Below are 21859 nucleotides of genomic sequence, written 5' to 3'. Positions count from 1 at the left end.
TGCCTGCATTGACATTGCCGTCCATGTTGCATCTCCTCGGTTGCGCCTTATTCGACGATCAGACTGTCGCGAGGTTAGAAAGCGCAGCGCGCAATGCGTAGACGGGGTTAACCAGATCATCGAATCCCGGCAGAAAGCTTTCGGGTCGAAAGCCAGGTCGCCGCAACGCCGCAATGCGAGTCGCGACAAGACCTTTGAAGGCTCGCTGCGAGCAACCGAAACGTCGCGGACCGTATGTCCGAATGAAAATGCCGATAAGTAAAACAGATGGCACGAACAACGATTCGCAATATAAGAAAACGCCAACCTGTACGGTTGGCGTTTTGCTTGAGCAGCTACAGCTATCAGAACTGATTCATGGTGTTGTCTTTGCCCGCCGCTTTCAGGGCTGCTTCACCGCTGAAATATTCCTTGTGGTCGTCGCCGATGTCCGAGCCCGACATGTTCTGGTGCTTGACGCAGGCGATGCCCTGACGGATCTCCTTGCGCTGCACGCCAGCCACATAACCGAGCATGCCTTGATCGCCGAAGTATTCCTTTGCCAGGTTGTCGGTAGACAGCGCGGCGGTGTGGTAGGTCGGCAGCGTAATCAAGTGGTGGAAGATGCCCGCTTCGCGCGAAGAGTCGGCCTGGAAGGTCCGGATCTTCTCGTCGGCGAGTGTCGCCAGCTCGGTCTGATCGTATTCCGCGCTCATCAGCTGGGCGCGCTCGTAGGCCGACACGTCCTTGCCTTCGGCCTTCATCGCGTCATACGCCTGCTGACGGAAATTCAGCGTCCAGTTGAACGACGGGCTGTTGTTGTACACCAGCTTCGCGTTCGGGATGACTTTGCGAATCTCGCTGACCATGCCGCCGATCTGCGCGATATGCGGCTTTTCGGTCTCGATCCACAGCAGGTCGGCGCCGTTTTGCAGCGCGGTGACGCAATCCAGAACGCAGCGAGCTTCGCCCGTGCCGGCGCGGAACTGGAACAGGTTGCTAGGCAGACGCTTGGGACGCAGCAACTTGCCGTCGCGCTTGATGATGACGTCGCCATTGCCCAGTTCGTCGGCCGACAATTCTTCGCAATCGAGGAACGAGTTGTATTGATCGCCCAGGTCGCCTGGCGTGCTGGTCACGGCGATCTGCTTGGTCAAACCGGCGCCCAGCGAGTCGGTACGGCACACGATGATGCCGTCGTCCACGCCCAGTTCCAGGAAGGCGTAGCGAATGGCGCGGACCTTGGCCAGGAAGTCTTCGTGAGGCACGGTGACCTTGCCATCCTGATGGCCGCACTGCTTTTCATCGGACACCTGGTTTTCGATCTGAATGCAGCATGCGCCCGCTTCGATGAACTGCTTGGCCAGCAAGTAGGTTGCTTCGGCGTTGCCGAAACCCGCGTCGATGTCGGCGATGATAGGCACGACGTGCGTGACGTGGTTGTCGATTTTTTCCTGGATGGCCGCCTTCGCGGAGCCTTCGGCCGCATCCAGCTGGCGGAACAGGCCGCCCAGCTCACGGGCGTCGGCTTGACGCAGGAAGGTGTACAGCTCGCGGATCAGCGCGCTGACGGAGGTTTTTTCGTGCATCGACTGGTCCGGCAGCGGGCCGAACTCGGAGCGCAGCGCGGCCACCATCCAGCCGGACAGATAAAGGTAGCGGCGCTCGGTGCTGTTGAAGTGCTTCTTGATGGAGATCATCTTCTGCTGGCCGATGAAGCCGTGCCAGCAGCCAAGCGACTGGGTGTACTTGGACGGGTCGGCGTCGTAGGCGGCCATGTCGGCGCGCATGATCTTCGCCGTGTACCGGGCGATGTCCAGGCCCGTTTTGAACTTGTTCTGGGCGCGCATGCGTGCGGCAGATTCGGGATTGATGGCATTCCAGGCGCTGCCTTGTTGCTCCTTCAAACCAGCCACTGCCTTGATGTCGTCTTGATATTGGCTCATGTGTCTCTCCTAAGTGCAAAGCGCGTTTCGTGAATGACTCGGGGCGCTACGTTTGTCGAAGCGAACCGCATGACTTAATAGTAACGCTGCCCGGCGCAACTCTTATATAAGACATAAGACAGAATTTATGCTTAATGTTCAATGGGTTACATGGCAATTTTTGCAATGCAAAACACGCTTTCAGGCGATGAAAAGATGACACTGCGGGAATTCGAGGTTAATTCCGTAATGTGAAACGCCCTTTCGGCTGTTGATCGTGGAACACCAGGCGTCATACGCTGCCGACCAGCCAGTCGCGAAATGTAGACTCGTCCCCGGTGAGCGACTTGCCTCGCGGATGAACGAGATGGTCATGGCGGCCGCTGACCAATGCCATCTCCGGGATTGCAGCCAGCTCACCCGTTCGAATGGCAGGCTTCACAATGAAGTCCCAGCCGAGCCCAATGCCAAGCCCGAGTCTGGCGGCCTCGTATAGACGATCTCTGGAAACAGCCGAATCGTTTCGAGTGATTTCCATTCACCGTCTCCGTACAGGATGCCGAATCCGAAAAGCCGGCGAAGGAAATCGCTCATGCGATCACATCAGTCGTGTGGAGAATTTCGCTCTTTTACATCGGCTCGATCGCCATCATCATCTCGGTCGTACCGTGGAACGATCCCGCTCTGACGAGCATCGGATGCTATCAGGCGGTGCTCGAAGTCTTCCATGTGCCTCATGCGAAGCTGATCATCGACACGCTCATTCTCGTCGCTGTCGCGAGTTGCCTGAATAGCGCGCTGTACACGGCATCGCGAATGCTGTTTTCACTCGGCACGCGTGGGCAAGCACCGGCGTTCGTGACATCGACCACGAGTTCCGGCGTGCCCGCGAATGCGGTGCTGGCCTCTACCCTGGTGGCCTTCGCCGGATGTGCTGCAAACTATGTCGCACCCAAGTATGTGTTCGATACGCTGCTAGCGACGACGGGAGCCATTGCGCTGCTGGTCTACTTCATCATTGCGCTCAGTCAGCTTCGGCTTCGGACCCGGCTGGTCCGCGAGGGCTCTCTCCAGGTTCGCATGTGGGGTCACCCGTATCTCTCGATGATCGTGGTTCTTCTGATTGTCGGCGCGTTCGTCGTCATGGTGAACGCTCCGGATCATCGTCAGGAGGTCGTCCTTACACTGGGATCTTCTGTCGTGCTCGCGTTGATCGGCTGGTATCTGCAAAAGCGACGAGCCGGATAACTCGTGAATGACTCTGCGCGCGTGCTGTTCGATGGCGGCAGTGGCGCAGAGTCCTTCTTACTTCAATCGACGAATCACGCGCCTGTGACCGATTTCACTTCCGCCTTGAGCGCAACGATGATCTGCTTCAACGCCTGCTTTTGCTCATCGTCGAGCGGCTGCAACGGTGTGCGCAAGCCGCCGGTGCGCAGTCCGGCGAACTCGCAACCTTGCTTGATCGATTGAACGAACTTGCCGGCGTCCTCGAGGAAATCCATCAACGGCATCATCGCGGACATGATTCGACGGCCCTTGTCGAAATCCTTCTCGACCACGCACGCCTCATACAGCGCGATATGTTCTTCAGGCAGAAAGTTCGATCCTGCACATACCCAGCTGCGCGCGCCCCATGCAAAGAATTCGAGCGCCTGATCGTCCCAGCCGCAAGAGAGATTGATACTCGGAAAGTGTCGCGCGAGCATGTGCAACTGGCCTGTGCTGCCCGAGCTTTCCTTGATCGCGACGAAGTTCTTCGATTTCGAAACGACAGTTTCGAAGAACTTCCGTCCCATCAGCGCATTCGTGCGTCCGGGATAGTTATAGAGCATCGCCGGGAGACCCGCTGCCTGATCGACCGCAAGCGCATGGATAGCGTTCTCTTCCTCGGTGGGCAAAGCGTAAGGAGGCGAACTGACGAGGATCGCATCTGCGCCGATCGACTTCGCCGCCTTTGCATACTCTACCGAATCTTCCGTGCGAATCGCGCCGGTTCCGACGATGAGCGGAATACGTGTGCCGATGATCTCCTTGGCAAGCGATGCAAGCTCGAATCGCTCCTGAGGTGTATGCGAATAGTATTCGCCGGTGGACCCGCCAATGATGACGCCATGCACCTTCGCGCCGATCAGGTACTCGAGGACTTCGGCAAAGCCTTTCTTGTCGATGCTGCCATCGCTCGACAACGGTGTGATCGCGGGGGTGTAAATGCCTTCGAATTTCATGCTATAGCCTCGGCTATAAAAAGGTGAACAGGTTATAAATCGCTTCGTTACTCGTGGATGCAGGAACTGCGCTCAACTCTCGAGACCGGCCATTTGCTGCCCCCACCATAAGGTTGCGTTCACCCCCAACGAGAGGAACGGTTCGGGCGGAGCCGTTTTAGGTCCGGGAGACTTCAACAGATGCTCGACAAGGCGATTGCTCTTGCCTGCGATCCAGTCGGCCAGCAGCGTGCCCGTCACCGTCCCGCGCGTGATGCCGAGACCGTTACAGCACAGCGCGCCATACACGTTGGGACCCAGCTGACCAAAGAACCCTTCGTGGTTTTGCGAAAGCGCCAGCGATCCGCTCCACGTGTAGTCGAAATCGACATCGGGCAGCATCGGAAACCTTCGCTGAAAGGACAGCTTATGCCTTTTTGCCATCCGCGCGAGATACTGCGTCTTCGGACGCCCATCGGGATTGAAGCTGAAGCTGTTGCGAATCAGGATCCGGTTGTCATGCGTACGCCGAACCGTGCTTCCGAACGGGTCCGCCGGAATGACGCCCCAGAATGACTTGCCGCCCAGCGCCTCCTGCTCTTGCGGAGTCAAAGGTCTGGTCAGGCTCGCGTACAGGAAAACGGGCAGCATCGAACGTCTGAGGAAACCGAACCTCATGCCGAACGCATTGTTGGCCAGGATGAGTTTGTCCGTGACGATCTGTCCTCGCGCATGGCCCAGCACGACCTTCTTGCCATATTCCACCTCAGTGATCGGCGTGCGTTCATACAGCGTCACGTTGGCCGGCAGACTGTCGGCGAGGCCTTTGACAAGCGCGGATGGCTGCACCAGGATCGTTCCCGGCGTGTAGAGGGCGCGTTTGTAGAAGCTCGTCCCGATGTGCCCAGGCAGGTCTCTTCCTTCGATCATTTCGTATTGCTGACCGAGCTTGTCGAGACCGCGGCGGTACGCATCGAGAACTTCGATCCCGCGGCTTTCCACTGCAGCCTGATACTTGCCCGAGGCGCGCATCGCGCAGTCGATACCGTGCTCTTCAACGATATTGCGAAGAATCGACTGGCCCAGAAGATTCAGCTGGAGTGTCGCCCTCGCCGTCTCGATGTCGCCGATATAATCGTCGGCACCGATGTCGTGCGGCAGATCGATCGCGAAGCCCGCATTTCGCCCGGCCGTACCAAAGCCGACTTCTTGCGCTTCGACAAGGACGATCTCCTGGTCAGGAAAATTCAGCGCGAGTTGTCGGGCGGCGGCGAGCCCGGTGTACCCGGCACCGATGACCGTCCAGCGCGCATTCTTTTTCCCTTCATGCGGCGGCCTGGGTTGGCGGGGGGCGCTAAGGTGATACCAGCCACACGCGGAATCATCCGCTGGCGTTGAAGTGACCTTTTGCATTCTCGATTCCAAGGGTTGATTCCGTTCCGCACAACGTCGATTCGGGCCGGTGCGAGAGCACCTTATGCACGCCATCAGTCGCATGATCCGACTTACAGACGAGCGGCTTCTACACCGGACTGAATCTCTAAAAATCAAAAGCCTGTTTTAAATCCCGTCAGCATCTCAAGGATTTCAACGTGCGGAATCTGCTTATTTGATTTACGCACGCAGGTAAGCAGAATCAGCAGCGCATCTTGACCGCGAATTCGCAAACGGGCACGAGATGCGGGCTGCAAGCGAGAATGCGTGGTCCGCGCGGCAAAACACGGCCGCCTGAATGGATCGCGTGTCTCGGGATTGCTGGAAGCATGTTGAGCGGCCGGGCGATCCGCCCCACCAGTTCGATCGAGTTGCGTTCGATCGCAAACTTCAGTCGAGAAAACATTTCGTGCTCTTCTACTGTTTTTAAGGTGTCTCCCACGGCAAGCCTTGTCTCCAGAATCGGCTCGTCGAGGTCTATTTTTTCCCGAGAAGCTGTGTGGTTGTCTCGAGAGATATCTTGGGTACAACAATAACCAAATGAAATCTGCGCCACCAACGATATTTTTTCGGGACGTAGCGCTACTTTTCGTTATGAAAGGGATGACGACGTCGTGGGTGCCGTCGCCATCCGCGCCGCGCTCAGATGCCGTTCAGGCTCGCGTCATGTTCAAACGGCAGGTGGCGGTCCATCCAGTCGTAGTGCCTGCCGGCCTCCGCCCAAGGCCACTTGCGAGCGGTTTCCGGAGTCATGTGACCCTGGTCAGTTTCCTGGTTGCGCCCGGAAAAAAACGGGCCCTTCGTATCGATACTGTGTTCGTGTTGCATGCGCCTCTCTCCAATGAATGTTCAACCTGGTCATCTAATGGGCGAAACCAGCGGCCGTCTCCGAGAGGCTCTTGCCTTTGGTCTCGGGCGCAAGCCATTGCGACAATGCGGCCCCCAGACCGGCGACGCCGGCGGCGATCAGCATGGTCCCGGAGGCGCCGATATGCGTCATCGACCAGGGAAGAAGGAACGTGCCGAGACCCGCTCCGACCCGGCTGACGGCAGCCGCAAAGCCCGTTCCGATGCAGCGCACCTCAGTCGGGAAAACCTCTCCCGGGTAGATGCCGGTCAGCGTGTTGTACCCTGCGTTGAAAAACGAGAAGACGAGGAACAAGACCAGCACGGCCATCGGCGGTGCCCCGGTCCATAAACCGATGATCGCGAGGACCACGGTGCACAGCCACTGCGGCGGAACGGTCAGCGTGCGCCGGCCGAGCTTGTCGATCAGGAGAACGGTTACCACGACACCAGCCAGAGCAACCGCGGAGAGACCGATCCCACCCGAAAGCCCGCCGCCGAGGCCGTACTTCTGAAGCACGCTGTCCGCGAAAGTGCCGATCGCGAAGTACGGCGTAACGGCGCAGAACCAGAACATCGACATGAACAGCGTGGCCCGCCAGTGTTTCGGCGAGAAGAGCATTCCGAGCTTCGCACCGTGCACGCTGCTGCATTCGCGCTCGACGTCCGCTACGTCCGCGGGACTTTCCATGTAACGCCGGGCAATCGCGCGAGCCTCGCTGACGCGCTTCTGATTCCACAGCCACCGCGGCGACTCCGGCAAACCAAAGCGGGCAACAAACAGGACCGCCGCGATGAATGAGCTCGTACCGAGGATGAAGCGCCAGCCCAGGTGAGTGGATTCATTCAGTGCGAATCCGACAGCAAAGGCGACCATGAATCCCGTGTACCACGCGACCTGGGTCAAACCCATGAGTCGTCCACGCAGCCGTGAAGGTGCAAACTCCGACATGAGTGGCCAGCCAACGGAGTATTCCGCGCCGATCGCGATGCCCATCAAAAGGCGCACGATCAATAACTGCAATGGCGAGCTGACAAAGAACTGCATGGCGGAAGAAATCAGGAACAGACCCATATCCGCCATGAAGAGCGGTTTGCGACCGTACTTGTCGGCGGCCCAGCCGCCCACCGGAGAGCCGAACAAGATGCCGAACAATGCGCCGGCGGCAATCAGGCCTTCCCAGAACGTCGAAACGCCGAGCTCGGCGGTCAGCCTCGCGCTCACCGGGCCGACGATCCCGAGGATGTATCCGTCGAGAAACATGCCGCCGGTAAGGACGAAAATCATCCTCATCATGAAACGTCGTTTGAACGCGACCGATGTTTCCGTTTCGATCTTTTCGCCGAATGCGCTCAAAGTCTTGTTCTGCAATGACATACAGCTCCTCCAAATTTTCATTCAGCTGGCATCCGGTGGATGCTCGGCTTGCGCGCCCGTGCTGCAGCGCCGAATGGTCTCCAGGCAAGGCCCTTTCCCCCGCGCGATGTGTTTCGTGCGAGGCGATGGCTCTATTTCATTTGATCTGCGGGCGACAGGGTTATGTACTGACGACAGTCGTCGCCTGCGAATCGCGATGCGTCCTTTTCGGCCGCATCGCGTATCCAGGATGGGATGGAACGGCTTCGTCCCGTATTGCTATTTGAGGTCAGACACGCGTCTGTCGGCTAGACCGTTTGCGACACGTAACGCGCTTGAAAACGAACCGCGCTCAACCTTCTTCCGCTTCGTCGTCGCTCAGATCGAGCCAGAGCGTCTTCAGTTGCGTGTACTGATCGTGTGCATGCAGCGAGTTATCACGCCCGCCAAAACCCGATTGCTTATAGCCGCCGAACGGGGTGGTGATGTCGCCCTCACCGAAGGAGTTCACGGTCACGGTGCCTGCCCGGATCGCACGCGCGGCGCGCAATGCCCGCTTGCCATTGCCGATGAAAACGGAAGCACAGAGGCCGTATTCGGTGTCGTTCGCGATGTCGATTGCTTCGTTGAGGCTGTCCACCGTGATCACCGTCAGGATCGGCCCGAAGATTTCCTCGCGCGCAAGCTTTGCGTCGTTGCTTTCGACATCGACGATGGTCGGATGGACATAGCGCCCCGCGCTCGTCTCGCCACCGAAAAGCACGTTGATCTCGCCGGACAGATAGGACTGAACCTTCTCGAAATGCTGCTTCGAAACCAGCGGTCCGACCCGGTTGACGGGATCGAGCGGGTCGCCCACGCGCCATTCCGCGGCCAGCTTCACGATCCGCTCGAGCAGCGTCGCCTTGATGTCACGATGCACGATCAGCCTCGCGATCGCCGAGCAGTTCTCGCCCATGTTCCAGAGCGCGCCGTTGACGATGTGCGCGGCCACGGCGTCGAGGTTCGTTGCATCGGGCATCACGATGCAAGGGTTTTTCCCGCCCATCTCGAGCACGACTTCCTTGAGATTGCTTTCCGACGAGTAGGCAAGGAAGCGCCGTCCCGTGGCGGTCGAACCGGTGAACGACACCATGTCGATGTCGGGATGGCGGCCAATCGACTCGCCCACCGAACGGCCGCTGCCGGTCACGACATTGAACACGCCAGCGGGAATCCCCGCCTCGAGCGCGAGTTCGGCGACTCGCATGGTGGTAAGCGAGGTTTCGACGGCCGGCTTCACGACGAGCGAGCAACCCGCAGCGAGAGACGGGCCGATCTTCCATGCGAGCATCAGCAGCGGAAAATTCCACGGCAGGACCAGACCGACGACACCGACCGGTTCACGCACGATCATCGAAATGTGATTGTCCGATGCGGGCGAGACCTGATCGTAAATCTTGTCGATTGCCTCGGCGTGCCAGCGGAGCACATTGACGGTCTCGGGAACGTCGACGGTCTGACAGTCGAAGATGGTCTTGCCGGCGTCGAGACTTTCCATCACCGCGAGTTCGAGCGCGTTCTTCTCGACGAGCGCCGCGAGACGGAGAATGGCCTGCTTGCGTTCGGCGGGATGCAGCTTCGACCAGCGGCCATCGTTGAATGCGGTGCGTGCGCTTGCGACGGCCAGATCGACATCTGCCTTCGAACAGGCCGGCACGTCCGCGAGGCGCTCGCCCGTCGCCGGATTGGTGGTCGTGAACGTCTCGCCGGACAACGCCTTGCAGGGCTTGCCATCGATGATGGCAGAGGTCGGCAGCGTCAGGTCATGAGCGATTCTGTGATACTCGCTCGCGGACAGAAAATCAGTCATGCAGTCTCCATTGATATAAGTTGGTGAGGCCGACCGAACAGTGCGGTCCGCATCGTCCTGGCGCCGAACCGGCCGGACGCAGGAAGCGAGGCATCACGTCTGAGACAATATCGAACTGCCAACGCGCTCACCAACGATATTTTCTTGGAAGAAACCGGTACTTTTGGTTATGGACGCGTTCAAAACCGGCAGCTGACAATGCGGTTTCAGAAACGGCGAAGTCCGCCATCGTCGCGCTTCATGCCGTGACCGACCGCCTTTGATTTCGGTACAAAGTACGGCGAAGTAATTTCGTTATACTGACCGATTGCCTGAATCTCCAGGCCTGGCACCCGGGTTTCGATTAGCTAGAAAATGCCCATCGCGCCTTCGAGCGCGCGAACCATCGACACCAGGCGCGGCCCGATATCGCCCTCCAGCTGCCCTTCTTTCAGCAAATACGACGGCACGCCGCAATTGAAGACGAGTATTTCGCCGTCAGCGGCAGGCTTCATCGGCACTGCGACGGCATGCACTTCGCGGCGCAAGTCGCCGTACGATGCACAGAACCCGCGCTGATGGAACGATTCGATGCTCGCCATCACGCGTTCGCGGAAAGTCGTCCAGTCGTCGGGCGTCTTGACGGAAATCTCGTTGCACACCGCCTCGCGCCGCTCGAGCGGCATGGCCGCGAGCAGCGCGCGCCCCATCGCCGTGCGCACGATCGGATAGCTCAGACCAATGTCCGCGGGCAAGCCGAGCGGCGTCGCGCTGCGGCTGCTTTCCAGATACACGACATTCAGCCGGTCGCGCATGCCGAGCGACACGGAGCCGCGCACCTGATCGGCGAGCTCGCGCATCGATGGCCGCGCGATCTGCCGAACCGTGAGACTCGCGAGCAGCGGATAGCCGAGCGAAAGCACCGCCGAGCCGAGCTGAAACTTGTTGTTGAGGCGATTCACGCGCAGATAGCCGAGCCGCGTCAGCGTGTAGGTGAAGCGCGAAATCGTGGCCTTGGTCATGCCCGTGCGGGCGGCCAATTCCGCATTGCCGAGCTGCGATTCGCGCGGCGTGAAGCATTGCAGGATGTCGAGCCCGCGCGCGAGCGTCGTCGCGAACTGGCGATCGCCTTCGAAATCGTCCGGTTCATAGCGCACTTTCGAATCGGCGTAATCGCTGGTCGGCGGAACGGTATGCGAGTCGCGGCGGGACATATACGGGTTTCTCCTCAATCATTTCGCCATTTTGCGCGGAAATGTTCCGCATATTCAAACTCTGTTCAGCATAGTCGAACAACCGCGCTTTTGCCGCGCGCTGTGCTCAATAGTGTCCCCACACATCGATCCACTTGGCGGAGACACACATGACGCAGAACAATCCGACTTTCGACGCATGGCTCGCGGACGTAGAACGTTTCGTGCGCGACGAGGCGACACCGCGCGAAAACGAAGTCGAAAACATGAACGAAGTGCCGCCCGATCTCGTCGCGCGGATGCGCGAGCTCGGCTATTTCGGCTGGAGCATTCCGCGCGAATTCGACGGCGCGGGCCTCACGACCGAACAACTCGTGCGCGGCGCGATGATGCTTTCGCAGGCATCGGTCGCATTCCGGGCGCGCGTCGGCACGAACACGGGCATCGGCTCTGAAGCGCTCGTCGCCGATGGCACGCCGGATCAGAAGCGTCGCTATCTGCCGCGCCTCGCGTCCGGCGAACTGACGGGCGCGTTCGCGCTCACCGAGCCGAACGCAGGCTCGGATGCCACCGCGCTCGCCACGAGCGCGCGTCGCGACGGCGACCACTACGTTCTGAACGGCAGCAAGTGCTTCATCACCAACGCGCCGATCGCGGACGTCTTCACCGTGCTGGCGCGCACGGACCCGTCGAAGCCCGGCGCGGCGGGCATTTCGGCGTTCATCGTCGAACGTTCGATGCCCGGTCTATCGACGAGCGCGCCTTACGACAAGATGGGGCAGTCCGGTTCGCCGGTCGGCGACGTGATTCTGCGCGACTGCCGCGTGCCGGCCGCGAATCTCATCGGCGGCGTGGAGGGTGAAGGTTTTCGGACCGCAATGAAGGTGCTCAACAAGCAGCGCATCCATCTCGCGGCGCTCTGCACGGGACCGGCCATGCGCATGCTGGAAGAAGCCGTCGCGTACACGATGACGCGCGAGCAGTTCGGCAAACCCATCGCCGAATTCCAGCTGATTCAGGCGCTCATCGCCGAATCGCAGACGGACATCTTCGCGGCCCGTTCGATGATTCTCACCGCCGCCCGCAAGCGCGACGCCGGCGAGGACGTCACGATGGAAGCCTCGATGTGCAAGATGTTCGCTTCCGAGATGTGCGGCCGCGTCGCGGACCGCGCGGTGCAGATGCTGGGCGGCCTGGGCTATCTGTCGGGCAATGCGGTGGAACGCTTCTATCGCGACGTGCGCGCGTTTCGCATCTATGAAGGCACGACGCAGATTCACCAGTTGAACATCGCGAAGATCACGCTGAAGCGCGCCGCATCGCAGCTCGAAAAGCGCGCCGGCAGCGAAGCCGCCTGCGCCGCGTGAGGAGAGTCATCATGACCGACAACCCGACACTCTCGATCGAACGTCTCGTGAATCCGCGCTCGATTGCGATCATCGGCGCATCGAACGACGCCCGCTCGATCAGCGGCCAGCCGATGCGCTTTCTCATGCAGCACGGATATCGCGGCGCGCTCTTTCCCGTCAATCCGAAGTACGCGGAGATCGACGGCGTCGCATGCAGCCCGAGCATCGCTGCACTGCCGGACACGCCCGATCTCGCGCTGATTCTCGTCGCGGCGAAGCGCGTGCCGGAGATGTTGCGCGAATGCGGCGAGCGCGGCGTTCCCTATGCGATCGTCTACAGCTCGGGCTTCGCCGAAGCGGGCGAAGCGGGCGCGGCGCTCCAGCAGGAATGCACGCAGATCGCAAAGCGCTTCGGCATGCGCGTGATCGGCCCCAACTGCCAGGGCATGGTCAGCACCAGCGCCCAAGTCTACGCGGGCTTCGGCGCCCCCTTCGGCGTGTCGTACCGCGGCGGCAATCTTTCGCTGATCTCGCAAAGCGGCGGCTTCGGCTGCGCGCTGCTCCTGATGGCCGATGAGCTCGGCATCGGCCTGCGCCACTTCATCACGACCGGCAATGAAGCCGACGTCAGCCTGCTCGATCTGGTCGACGCGTGTATCGACGACCCGCAGACTTCGCTGATCGCCGCGTATATCGAAGGGCTCAAGGATGCGCGCCGTCTCGTGGGCGTGGCCCGTCGCGCGCTCGACGCCGGCAAGCCGATCCTCGCGTGGAAAGTTGGCAACACGAGCGACGGCGCGAAAGCCGCCGCCTCGCACACGGCGAACCTCGGCGGCGCGTCGGCGCTTTACCGCACGGCGTTCCGTCAGGCCGGCGTGATCGAAGTGAGCGACGTGGCCGATCTCGGTGACTATGCAAAGGCCTTCGGCATGCAACGGCTGCCGCGCGGCGGACGCGTCGCCGTCGTGACGCTGTCGGGCGGCGCGGGCATTCTCGCCACGGACGTGTGCGTGCAGAACGGCATGTCGCTGCCGTCGCTCACGCGCGAGACGCTCGATCATCTTCAGCCGCGTGTGCCCGCGTTCGCCTCGCTCAACAATCCGATCGATCTGACGGCGGGCATTCTCGCCGATCCGCGCATTTTCGCCGATACGCTGCAAAGCATCGCGGACGATCCGAACATCGATTCGATCGCGATCATGGCGGCGGCCGCGAGCGGCGAGGTCGCACACGCGATGGCCCGGGCGATCGCACGCGTCTATGGCGCGACGGCCAAACCGCTGATCGTCGCCTGGAACGCGCGGCGCGATATGGCGGGCGACGCCTACCGCGTGCTCGAGGCCGCCGGCGTGCCGCTCTTTCCGACACCCGTGCGCTGCGCCCGTGCCCTCGCGGCGCTGTCCACGTATGCGCAAGCGAAGCGCGAGCACGGCGCGTCGCGGCACGCGCTGCGTCGTGCGCCGCGTTCCGCGCCACAGGCGAGCGCCCTGCTCTCGCAAGCCGAAGGCGATCTGACCGAGCACGCCGCGCAAGCCCTGCTGCGCGCGTATGGCATCGACGCCCCGAAGAGCGCGCTCGCACGTGACCGCGATGAAGCGCTCGCTGCCGCCCGTTCGATCGGCTTTCCGCTCGTCGTCAAGGTGCAGTCGCCCGACATTCCTCACAAGACCGAAGCGGGCGCCGTGCGCGTCGGCATTCAAGACGAAGCCATGCTCGTCGAGGCCTATGACGCGATTCTCGTCAACGCGCGTCATCACGTGCCCGGTGCGCGCATCGAGGGCGTTCTGCTGCAGGAAGAGATTCGCGACGCGGTAGAGATCATCGTCGGCATAGAAAACGATCCGTCATTCGGGCCGGCCGTGATGTGCGGTCTCGGCGGCATCTATGCGGAGGTGCTGAAGGACGTCGCGTTTCGCCTCGCGCCCGTCACGCGCGACGAAGCCCACGCGATGCTCCGCGAACTGCGCGCCTATGCGATCCTGAAAGGCGCGCGCGGCAAGCCCGCCGCCGACATCGACGCGCTCGCCGATACGATCGTCGCGCTGTCGAACATGGCGCTCGATCTGGAAGGCTGCCTGAAAGAACTCGACATCAATCCGCTCTTCGTGCTGCCGCACGGCCAGGGCGTGCGCGCCGGCGATGCGCTTGCCCGGCCCGCGCAGCGAGCGCATGCGCGCGCCGAACCCGTGAGTGAAGACGAGCGTTGCGCAAGCGCCGTCATGGATGGATAGTGAGGCCACGCCTCGCTGCTTCCGCGGGCGCGGACATTACCGTGCCCTCATCGATTCCGGCCCATTTCCGCGAGACGATCCGACCATGCACGACCTTTCCTCCACCGACACGTCAGCCGCGAGCGAGCTTTCTCCTGGCGAAGTCGAGCGCACGTACCGCAAGATCTTCTTCCGGCTCATTCCGCTCTTGTTTCTTTGCTATGTCGTGAGCTATGTCGACCGCGTCAACATCAGCTTCGCGAAACTGCAGTTCATGCACGATCTCGGCTTTTCCGAGGCGACTTACGGCCTGGGCGCGGGACTCTTTTTCATCGGCTATGTGCTTTTCGAGGTGCCGAGCAATCTCTGGATGCAGCGCATCGGCGCGCGCCGCACGCTGTTGCGCATCATGCTCGCGTGGGGCGTGATGTCCAGCCTCATGATGTTCGTGCGCACGCCCACGCAGTTCTACGTCATGCGCTTTCTGCTCGGCGTGACGGAAGCGGGCTTCTTTCCGGGCATCATCTTCTATCTCTCGTGCTGGTTTCCGGGCGCGCGGCGAGCCCGGGTCACCGCGTTCTTCATGATGGCGACGGCCGTCGCGGGCATCGTAGGCGGGCCGATATCGGGCTTCATCATGACGCGACTCGCGGGGGTGGCTGGCCTCCCCGGCTGGCAATGGCTCTTTCTGCTCGAAGGGATTCCGGCGGTGATGCTCGGTTTCATCGTGTACTTCGCGCTCGGCGATGCGCCCGCCGACGTGCCCTGGCTCTCCGATGCCGAGAAAGCGCTCGTCAAGGCCGATCTGCTCGCCGAGGAAAAGACGAAGCACACGGGGCATCTCGAGGGTCTGCGCGGCGCGCTCGCCAATCCGCGTGTCTATCTCGCGGCGCTCGTCTACTTCGCCGTGATGATGCCGTTCAACGCCATCGGCTTCTGGGCGCCGACCGTGATTCGCGATCTGGGCGTGACGAACCTGCTGGATGTCGGCCTGCTTTCAGCGCTCGTATTCGTGGCGGCCGCGCTTGGGACGTATGTCGTGGGCTCGCACTCGGACCGGACCATGGAGCGGCGCTGGCATGTTGCCGGAAGCGCGGCGGTCACGGCGCTTGCGTTCGCCCTATTGCCGCTCGCGGGTCACAACGTGCCGCTCGGCGTCGGCCTGCTCGCGCTCGCTGCCTCCGCTTCTTATGGCAGCTTCGTCGTGTTCTGGACGATCCCGCAGACGTTTCTGCCGCGTTCGTCCGCGGCCGGAGGCATTGCGATGATCACGAGCCTCGGCGGAACCGGCGGTTTTGTCAGTCCTGCCTTCGTCGGCTGGATGAAGACTCAGACGGGCAATGCCGAATACGGACTCATCGGGCTGGGGATCGTTCTGCTGGCCGGCGCCGCCCTTCTCCTGGTGGCATTTCCTGCTCGTGCGAAGACTGTTGAAGCGTCCAAACGATCCAGACGCGTACCAGCATGAGGAATCCCGACCGACGATGAGAGCGCTGATGTCCTCATCGACACCGTGACGTGCCGACCAACTACGATCCCGCCTCGGCACCGTTCAGTTCCATTGCAACGTCCGCATCGGGCGAAACCGCCGCTGTCCGCGCGCGGCAGATGCCTGCGAAGACGATGCCCGCGGCGGAAAGCGTCGCGGGCAGCGCCAGGATGAGATAGAGCGCCGCGTTGGACCACCCCGCGGACAACATCAGGGCCCCGCCGAAAGATCCGACGATCGCGCCGATCCGCCCGACCCCGAGCGCCCACGCCACGCCCGTCGCCCGGCTCGATGTCGGATAGAACCCTGACGCAATGACATTCGCGCAAACCTGCGAACCGCTCACGCAAAACCCTGTCACGAAAATGCCCGCGGCGAGCCACAAGGCGGAGTCCGCGACCGCGAGCGATGCGACCGCCGCGGCGCCGACGAGATAGGCCGCGCTCACGACCCGGTATGCATCGAACCGGTCGATCAGGATGCCCAGCACGATCGCGCCGAGCACGCCGCCGCCTTGCAGCAAGCCCGCAAAGACCGATGCCTGCTTGAGCGACAGCCCCGCTCGCGCCCCGAGAAACGGCAGCCAGTTGATCAGCATGTACAGCAGCAACAGACTCATGAAGAATGCGAGCCACAGGAGAAGCGTCCCACGCCGGTAGTCCGGGTCGAAGAGCCGCGCGACCGGCGAATCGCTGGCGCGTTCGTCGGATGTGAGATAACGCCGGTCGGCTGCCGCGCGATCCGGCGCAACGCGTTTCAGGATGGCCGCGATGCGCGCGTCGTTCCCTTTGCCGAGCGCGAGGAAGCGTACGGATTCGGGCAACGCGAACCACAGTACCGGCACCAGCATCAACGGGAGCAGTCCGCCGATGACCAGCACGCCGCGCCAGCCGAATGCCGCGACGAGATACGCCGTGACCACGCCGCCGAGCGCGGAGCCCAGCGAGAAGCCGCAGAACATCAAGGTCAGCAAGGTGCCGCGCCGCCGCTCGGGACTGAATTCCGATGTGAGCGTGATGGCGTTCGGCATCGCGCCGCCGAGTCCGAACCCGGTCAGGAACCGCAGCGCGACCAGCCACACGATGTCCGGCGCGGCCGCCGATGCGAGGCACGCCGCACCGAACCATACGACCGACAGAATCAGCACGCCGCGCCGCCCGATGCGATCGGCGAGCGGACCGCTCAGGAAGGCGCCCATCATGAGGCCGAGCAGACCCGCGCTGAACAGCGGCCCGAGCGATATCACCGACAGATTCCAGTCGCTGCGCACATGCGGCGCGATAAAGCCGATGATGGCGATGTCGAAGCCATCCAGCGCGACGATGAAAAAGCAGAGCACGCCGATCATCACCTGATAGCACGACACGCGCGCATGGTCGATGATGTCGCGCACGTCAAGCGGCTCGCGCCGCGATTCGAAAGCTTCCATGAACTCTCCTCGATGTGACGCTTACGCGTGCGCGCTTTGCGCCTTGTTGCCGGCGACGGCCTCGACTTGTTCGATGAACGCGGGATCGCGCTCGCGCAGGTCTTCATGACTGACGCGCCCGGTGCGCCGCATATAGTCGTACGCGAAGCTGACGGGATCGAGATTCATGCGCTTATCGACGGATTCGTACCAGTCGAGACTCTTGCGCGCCGCGTCCTGAAAGCGGTTCGATGCTTCTTTCCGGCTCGCTTCAAAGGCGGCGAAGGCAACGGGAACGTCATCGCGATGAATCGACAATGCCTCGCACAGCGCGATGGCATCCTGCATCGCCATGCGCGTGCCCGAGCCGAGCGAGAAATGCACGCTGCGCAGCGCATCGCCGAGCAGCACCACGTTGCCGTGCGACCAGCGCGCATTGCTCACGACTTTCGCCTGGAACCATTGCGACCGATTGGTCAGCAGCGGTTCGCCGCGCAGGTCGTCGGCGAAGACGTTTTCGCAGAAAGCGCGGCTTTCGTCTTCGGTCGCGTGATCCAGACCGCAACGCTGCCACGTCTGCGGATCGACTTCGACGAGAAACGTCGAATGCGTCTTGCTGTACTGATATGCATGCGCGATGAATACGCCCTGCGGCGTCTCGCGGAAGATCAGCGACACCGGATGAAACAGACGCGTCGTGCCGTACCACGCGAACTTGTTGCGCCGCTCGTCGAAGCTCGGCTGGAAGTGCTCGGCGAGACGCGCACGCACTTCGCTGTTCACGCCGTCGGCGGCGACGACGACGTCGTAATCTTGCAGAGCGGCCGGATCGTTCACGCAACTGTTGTAGCGCACGTCGACGCCCGTGTCGCGGCAAGCCTGGCGCAAGACGTTCAGCAAATCGATGCGCGATGTGCGCGAGAAATGGTTGTTCGAGAGCCGCACCGGCACGCCGCGATGCACGACTTCCATATAGTCGCAGCGCTCGTGATGCGCAGTGAACTTGCGGAAGAACGCTTCATCCGCTTCCTTGAGAAAGCTCAGCGCGACATCGGAGAACACCACGCCCCAGCCATAGGTCGCGCCCGCCTCGTTGCGTTCGTGAACGACGATCTCGTCGCCGGGATGACGCTGCTTCATCAGCATCGAGAAATACAGTCCGGCGGGGCCGCCGCCGATCACCGCGATCTTCATGATGTTGTCCTTTAGCATTCCGTAATGTGTCGAACAGACTCGCCCAGCAGTGCGCCTGCATCCGGCACGACCGGCGCGAGGCCGAGATGATCGAGCATCTGCCGCGTGGTGCAGACGGCCGTCGACGTCACCGGCACGCCGAGCCTGTCCTGCGCGATCTGGATCGCGGCGAGCGACGGCATCTGCACGCACGCGGACAACACGACCGCGTCCGCATTGGCGATATGGAGTCGCTTCACGTCGTCGAGCAATTGCAGCGGATCGCGGCGGCCGACTTCGAGGTTGTCCGGAATCTCGAACGACAGCGCGTCCAGCACTTCGATGCCCTCTTCCTCGATATACGCGACCACAGCCGCCGTCAGCGGCTTCATGTACGGCGCCATGAGCGCGATCCTGCGCGCGCCCATCGCCTTCAAACCAGCGACGAGCGCACCCGCGGATGTCATCACGGGCGCCTCGCAGTGGTTCTCACGCGCGATGCGCCGCAAGTCTTCCTCGACCTGCCTGTGATAGCCCGGCCCCATCGCCATGATCGCGACGAGACACGCGGTGCTCATCACGTCGACGCGCGCATCGGCGAGTTCCGCCGCGCAGCGCAGGCCTTCGCGATTCATCGCCTCCAGTTCTTCCTTGACGACGCGATGCATGCGCATGCGGCTCGAATGGAACGTGAAGCGCTCGGGCAGAATCGCTTCCCGCGCGCGCAGCATCGCGGGGATTTCGGTTTCCATGGTCGTGTTCGAGCTCGGTACGATCTGGCCGATTCGATACGTTCGGGACAGGGCCTGCATCATTGCGTTTCTCCTGCGTGGGGATGTTCGGTGCTGATCATGCGCCCTCCTTCGCGATGCCCGGCGCATCGGCGCGCGCGGCGTGCTCGTGCGCGAGACGCGTGGCGACGTCGTGGCGCAAGGCCGCCTTGTCGACCTTGCCGACGCGCGTCACCGGAAACTCGTCGACGATCTCGATGCGCTCCGGACACTTGAACTTCGCAAGCCCCTGACCGATGAGGAAATCGGCAAGCTGCCGCACTGTCGGCGCGGCATGGTCCGCGCGCAGGATGAGATAGACGCAGGCCTTCTCGCCATACAGCGCATCGGGCATGGCGACGAGCTTCGCATCGGCGACCGCCGGATGATGGCTCACGTATGCCTCGACTTCCTCGCAGCCGATCTTCTCGCCGCCGCGATTGATGTTGTCGCGCAGCCGGCCTTCGAACGCGTAACAACGCACGCCGTCGATGAGCCTTTGCGTCACCATGTCGCCGGTGCGCACGAAACCATCGGACGTCAGCGTCTGCGCGCTCGCCTCGGGCGCACGAAAATAGCCGCGCAGACTCGATGGCCCGCGAAAGCACAGTTCGCCCGCCTCGCCGTCCGGCACGGGTTCGTCGGTGCCCGGCACGAGCACGCGGATTTCATCGGCCGCACTGCCCGACAGCCCTTGTGTGAAGTGCCGCAACTGGACGTCATGCGCCGGTCCCGCGCCGAGCAACAGGCCTTCGGTCGTGCCGTACAGGTTGAAGCACGGCACGCCGAGATGCGCTTCGAGCGAATCGGCGCGGCTCATCGTGCCGAACAGTTGCAGCGACGACAGATCGTGCCGCGCGATCTCCTGATACGCGATCATCTGCGGCGCGACAGGGCCGATGGAAAGCCCGTGCGTCACGCGATGCGTCTCGATGAGTTCCAGCATCCGCGCGATATCCACGCGCGGCATCAGCACGGTCGTCGTGCCCGCGGCGACCGTCGAGACGAGCGCATACAGTTGACCCGCGTTGTGCAGGAGCGGCAGCGACCAGATCATGCGGCTCGCCTCGCTCATGCCGATATGCCGCATCCAGTCGAGCGCGTGGCCGATGTACTCCGCATGAAAGCGTGGGATGATCTTCGGCACGCCGGTCGTGCCGCCCGAAAGCTGGAAGCTCAGCACGTCTTCGCTGCCGATGCGGATGTCGGCCAGCATGGCCCGCGCACGCGCCAGCGGCATCGACTCGATGAGCGCGTCGATCGTGCGATGTCCCTCGCCGCCTGCGCCGCGTGCGACGATCAGATGTTCGAGCGATGCGATCCGGCCGAACATCTGCCGCGCGAAGCCGACGAGATCGAACGCCGAGAAATCCGCCTGCACGAAGTAGCCGCGCGGCTCGGACTGCGCCGCGAGCTGGCCGATTTCGACTTCGCGATACTGCGGCACCGCGCACACCGGCACGACGCCCGCCTTGTAGGCGCCCATCAGCGCGACGGCCGTGTCGACGGTCGTGCCCATCTGGAAGAGCGCGCGATCGCCCGGCACGAGACCGGTTTCGAGCAGCGCCGCGCCGAGCCGCTCGCTGCGCGCGTCGAGTTCCGCGAAGGTGATGGTGGCTTCGTCGGAAATATAAGCGGGCCGCTCGGGCACGCGCGCGGCGGTGGCGCGCAGCGCGTCGCCGAGTGTCGTGTCGGTCCATGCGCCCGATGCGAGATAGCGTTGCGCAAGCTCGGGCGGACAATAGATCACGCCGTCGATCGGATGAAAGATGCCTCTCATGTATGGTGTCTCCTGCATGTCCACGTGCCGTTTCAATCGCGCGGCGCGATGCGCACGACATCGCGGTCGTAGCACTCGATGCGTCCGTTCAGTCCACCGGTGAAGAGCCCGTACCAGACCGCGGGCTTCATGCCCAGCGCGCGGCGTTCGAACGAAACCGGCTCCGCGGCGCTGATCACCGTGTAATCGCCCTTATCCTCGACGCGACAGGTTTCGAGCTTGCGCGCGGCATCGATCAGCGTCGAGAACTCCGGCACGTTCAGCACGAAGATCTGCAGCCGCTTTCCGTCCGTCTCAAGACGTTCACCGAAGCGCGCCGCCTTGTGCGCCCAGATTTCATCGATACATGTCGCGCCGCGCGAATACGTCTGCAGTTCGATCGCCGCTTCGAGCGTCGCGGCGGCGTCGCGTGCATCCAGCGGCGCGAGCGAGCGCAGCTTGCGCGTGATTTCGATGAAATAGCCGTTCGGATCGCGAAAGTAGATCGACTCGATCACCTCGTGCGCCGTCTCCACCGACACGTCCACGCCGCGCGCCTCCAGCCGCGACTTCCACGCCTGCAGTTCGTCTTGCGTGTCGACGAGCCAGGCCGTGTGCGTCGCGTCGAATACGTGATCGTCGGGACGCGGCGGATGCGTCGATCTTCCGCTCAACGTCTCCGGCTCCCGGCTTCCGAGGTAATGAAAGAACGCGATCGTGCTGCCGTTGCCGCTATCGAAAAAGAAGTGAAGGAAATCCGGATGCGTGGCGGGGCCCCAGCCGCGCGCGGAAATCGTATGAATCAGAGGCAGGCCGAGCACGTCGCGATAAAACTCGACGGTCTCCTTCAGCCGCCAGGTCGGCCGCGCGGTGTGGTCCACGCCGCGCAGGCGCAAGGCCAGATCGACGGCGGGCGTGTCGTTCATGTT

General features: G+C 62.2%; 17 protein-coding genes and 1 pseudogene. 4 read left to right on the top strand and 14 right to left on the bottom strand.

Annotated elements, in window-relative coordinates; genetic code table 11:
• Positions 1-344: 344 nt before the first annotated feature.
• Together AWB74_RS28305 and AWB74_RS28300 are read right to left on the bottom strand one after the other, a co-directional pair.
• Positions 345-1925 (bottom strand): isocitrate lyase, encoded by a 1581-nt coding sequence (locus tag AWB74_RS28305; protein ID WP_061149951.1) that lies wholly within the window; start codon positions 1923-1925, stop codon positions 345-347.
• Positions 1926-2196: 271 nt separating this feature from the next.
• Positions 2197-2442 carry a type 2 periplasmic-binding domain-containing protein gene (locus AWB74_RS28300; protein ID WP_061149950.1) on the bottom strand — a complete coding sequence of 82 codons (246 nt, stop codon included), beginning with the start codon at positions 2440-2442 and terminating at the stop codon, positions 2197-2199.
• A gap of 32 nt (positions 2443-2474) precedes the next feature.
• Here AWB74_RS28300 and AWB74_RS28295 point away from each other — a divergent pair.
• A pseudogene (locus AWB74_RS28295) lies at positions 2475-3152 on the top strand (amino acid permease); the annotation flags it as partial.
• Between the two features lie 74 nt (positions 3153-3226).
• Here AWB74_RS28295 and AWB74_RS28290 read toward each other — a convergent pair.
• The 7 genes from AWB74_RS28290 to AWB74_RS28265 form a co-directional block, all read right to left on the bottom strand.
• A complete protein-coding gene (locus tag AWB74_RS28290) occupies positions 3227-4132 on the bottom strand; it encodes a dihydrodipicolinate synthase family protein (RefSeq protein WP_061149948.1) in 906 nt (301 codons plus the stop codon).
• A 72-nt stretch (positions 4133-4204) separates the two neighbouring features.
• Positions 4205-5524 carry an NAD(P)/FAD-dependent oxidoreductase gene (locus AWB74_RS28285; protein WP_061149947.1) on the bottom strand — a complete coding sequence of 440 codons (1320 nt, stop codon included), beginning with the start codon at positions 5522-5524 and terminating at the stop codon, positions 4205-4207.
• A gap of 223 nt (positions 5525-5747) precedes the next feature.
• Positions 5748-6104 carry a hypothetical protein gene (locus AWB74_RS45780; protein WP_143749317.1) on the bottom strand — a complete coding sequence of 119 codons (357 nt, stop codon included), beginning with the start codon at positions 6102-6104 and terminating at the stop codon, positions 5748-5750.
• An 83-nt stretch (positions 6105-6187) separates the two neighbouring features.
• A complete protein-coding gene (locus AWB74_RS28280) occupies positions 6188-6373 on the bottom strand; it encodes a hypothetical protein (protein WP_061149946.1) in 186 nt (61 codons plus the stop codon).
• 34 nt (positions 6374-6407) lie between these two features.
• Positions 6408-7769 carry an MFS transporter gene (locus AWB74_RS28275; RefSeq protein WP_061149945.1) on the bottom strand — a complete coding sequence of 454 codons (1362 nt, stop codon included), beginning with the start codon at positions 7767-7769 and terminating at the stop codon, positions 6408-6410.
• Positions 7770-8100: 331 nt separating this feature from the next.
• Positions 8101-9600: an aldehyde dehydrogenase gene (locus AWB74_RS28270; protein ID WP_061149944.1), complete on the bottom strand. Its 1500-nt coding sequence runs from the start codon at positions 9598-9600 to the stop codon at positions 8101-8103.
• Between the two features lie 347 nt (positions 9601-9947).
• Positions 9948-10793 (bottom strand): IclR family transcriptional regulator, encoded by an 846-nt coding sequence (locus AWB74_RS28265; RefSeq protein WP_200822039.1) that lies wholly within the window; start codon positions 10791-10793, stop codon positions 9948-9950.
• Between the two features lie 149 nt (positions 10794-10942).
• Here AWB74_RS28265 and AWB74_RS28260 point away from each other — a divergent pair, with 149 nt between their 5' ends.
• The 3 genes from AWB74_RS28260 to AWB74_RS28250 all read left to right on the top strand — a co-directional run bounded on the left by AWB74_RS28260 (position 10943) and on the right by AWB74_RS28250 (position 15799).
• A complete protein-coding gene (locus AWB74_RS28260; RefSeq protein WP_061149943.1) occupies positions 10943-12139 on the top strand; it encodes an acyl-CoA dehydrogenase family protein in 1197 nt (398 codons plus the stop codon).
• 11 nt (positions 12140-12150) lie between these two features.
• Positions 12151-14352, top strand: a complete 2202-nt coding sequence (locus AWB74_RS28255; protein ID WP_235024699.1) for an acetate--CoA ligase family protein — start codon at positions 12151-12153, stop codon at positions 14350-14352.
• Positions 14353-14437: 85 nt separating this feature from the next.
• Entirely contained in the window at positions 14438-15799 is a 1362-nt protein-coding gene (locus AWB74_RS28250) for an MFS transporter (RefSeq protein WP_061149941.1), read from the top strand.
• Positions 15800-15860: 61 nt separating this feature from the next.
• On the opposite strand, the gene AWB74_RS28245 is transcribed toward AWB74_RS28250, so the two are convergent.
• The 5 genes from AWB74_RS28245 to AWB74_RS28225 are packed head-to-tail and all read right to left on the bottom strand — an operon-like array spanning position 15861 to position 21856.
• Positions 15861-17249, bottom strand: a complete 1389-nt coding sequence (locus AWB74_RS28245) for an MFS transporter (RefSeq protein ID WP_061149940.1) — start codon at positions 17247-17249, stop codon at positions 15861-15863.
• 21 nt (positions 17250-17270) lie between these two features.
• Positions 17271-18422 (bottom strand): FAD-dependent monooxygenase, encoded by a 1152-nt coding sequence (locus AWB74_RS28240; protein ID WP_061149975.1) that lies wholly within the window; start codon positions 18420-18422, stop codon positions 17271-17273.
• 11 nt (positions 18423-18433) lie between these two features.
• Complete coding sequence (locus AWB74_RS28235) at positions 18434-19216, bottom strand: maleate cis-trans isomerase family protein (protein ID WP_061149939.1); 783 nt, start codon at positions 19214-19216, stop codon at positions 18434-18436.
• Between the two features lie 34 nt (positions 19217-19250).
• Entirely contained in the window at positions 19251-20951 is a 1701-nt protein-coding gene (locus tag AWB74_RS28230) for an AMP-binding protein (protein WP_061149974.1), read from the bottom strand.
• Positions 20952-20983: 32 nt separating this feature from the next.
• Complete coding sequence (locus AWB74_RS28225; RefSeq protein WP_061149973.1) at positions 20984-21856, bottom strand: VOC family protein; 873 nt, start codon at positions 21854-21856, stop codon at positions 20984-20986.
• Positions 21857-21859: the final 3 nt, after the last annotated feature.

Source organism: Caballeronia arvi (assembly GCF_001544695.2).
In the GTDB taxonomy this organism is placed as follows: domain Bacteria; phylum Pseudomonadota; class Gammaproteobacteria; order Burkholderiales; family Burkholderiaceae; genus Caballeronia; species Caballeronia arvi.
This window is presented reverse-complemented; position numbering and strand designations above follow the sequence as displayed.

What these genes read in the sequence shown, in the direction of transcription:
- AWB74_RS28290 (WP_061149948.1), bottom strand. Translation starts at nt 4,132, where the DNA reads ATGAAATTCGAAGGCATTTACACCCCCGCGATCACACCGTTGTCGAGC.
- AWB74_RS28285 (WP_061149947.1), bottom strand. Translation starts at nt 5,524, where the DNA reads ATGCAAAAGGTCACTTCAACGCCAGCGGATGATTCCGCGTGTGGCTGG.
- AWB74_RS28250 (WP_061149941.1), top strand. Translation starts at nt 14,438, where the DNA reads ATGCACGACCTTTCCTCCACCGACACGTCAGCCGCGAGCGAGCTTTCT.
- AWB74_RS28275 (WP_061149945.1), bottom strand. Translation starts at nt 7,769, where the DNA reads ATGTCATTGCAGAACAAGACTTTGAGCGCATTCGGCGAAAAGATCGAA.
- AWB74_RS28270 (WP_061149944.1), bottom strand. Translation starts at nt 9,600, where the DNA reads ATGACTGATTTTCTGTCCGCGAGCGAGTATCACAGAATCGCTCATGAC.
- AWB74_RS28225 (WP_061149973.1), bottom strand. Translation starts at nt 21,856, where the DNA reads ATGAACGACACGCCCGCCGTCGATCTGGCCTTGCGCCTGCGCGGCGTG.
- AWB74_RS28255 (WP_235024699.1), top strand. Translation starts at nt 12,151, where the DNA reads ATGACCGACAACCCGACACTCTCGATCGAACGTCTCGTGAATCCGCGC.
- AWB74_RS28300 (WP_061149950.1), bottom strand. Translation starts at nt 2,442, where the DNA reads ATGGAAATCACTCGAAACGATTCGGCTGTTTCCAGAGATCGTCTATAC.
- AWB74_RS28305 (WP_061149951.1), bottom strand. Translation starts at nt 1,925, where the DNA reads ATGAGCCAATATCAAGACGACATCAAGGCAGTGGCTGGTTTGAAGGAG.
- AWB74_RS28240 (WP_061149975.1), bottom strand. Translation starts at nt 18,422, where the DNA reads ATGAAGATCGCGGTGATCGGCGGCGGCCCCGCCGGACTGTATTTCTCG.
- AWB74_RS28265 (WP_200822039.1), bottom strand. Translation starts at nt 10,793, where the DNA reads ATGTCCCGCCGCGACTCGCATACCGTTCCGCCGACCAGCGATTACGCC.
- AWB74_RS28245 (WP_061149940.1), bottom strand. Translation starts at nt 17,249, where the DNA reads ATGGAAGCTTTCGAATCGCGGCGCGAGCCGCTTGACGTGCGCGACATC.
- AWB74_RS28260 (WP_061149943.1), top strand. Translation starts at nt 10,943, where the DNA reads ATGACGCAGAACAATCCGACTTTCGACGCATGGCTCGCGGACGTAGAA.
- AWB74_RS28280 (WP_061149946.1), bottom strand. Translation starts at nt 6,373, where the DNA reads ATGCAACACGAACACAGTATCGATACGAAGGGCCCGTTTTTTTCCGGG.
- AWB74_RS28235 (WP_061149939.1), bottom strand. Translation starts at nt 19,216, where the DNA reads ATGATGCAGGCCCTGTCCCGAACGTATCGAATCGGCCAGATCGTACCG.
- AWB74_RS28230 (WP_061149974.1), bottom strand. Translation starts at nt 20,951, where the DNA reads ATGAGAGGCATCTTTCATCCGATCGACGGCGTGATCTATTGTCCGCCC.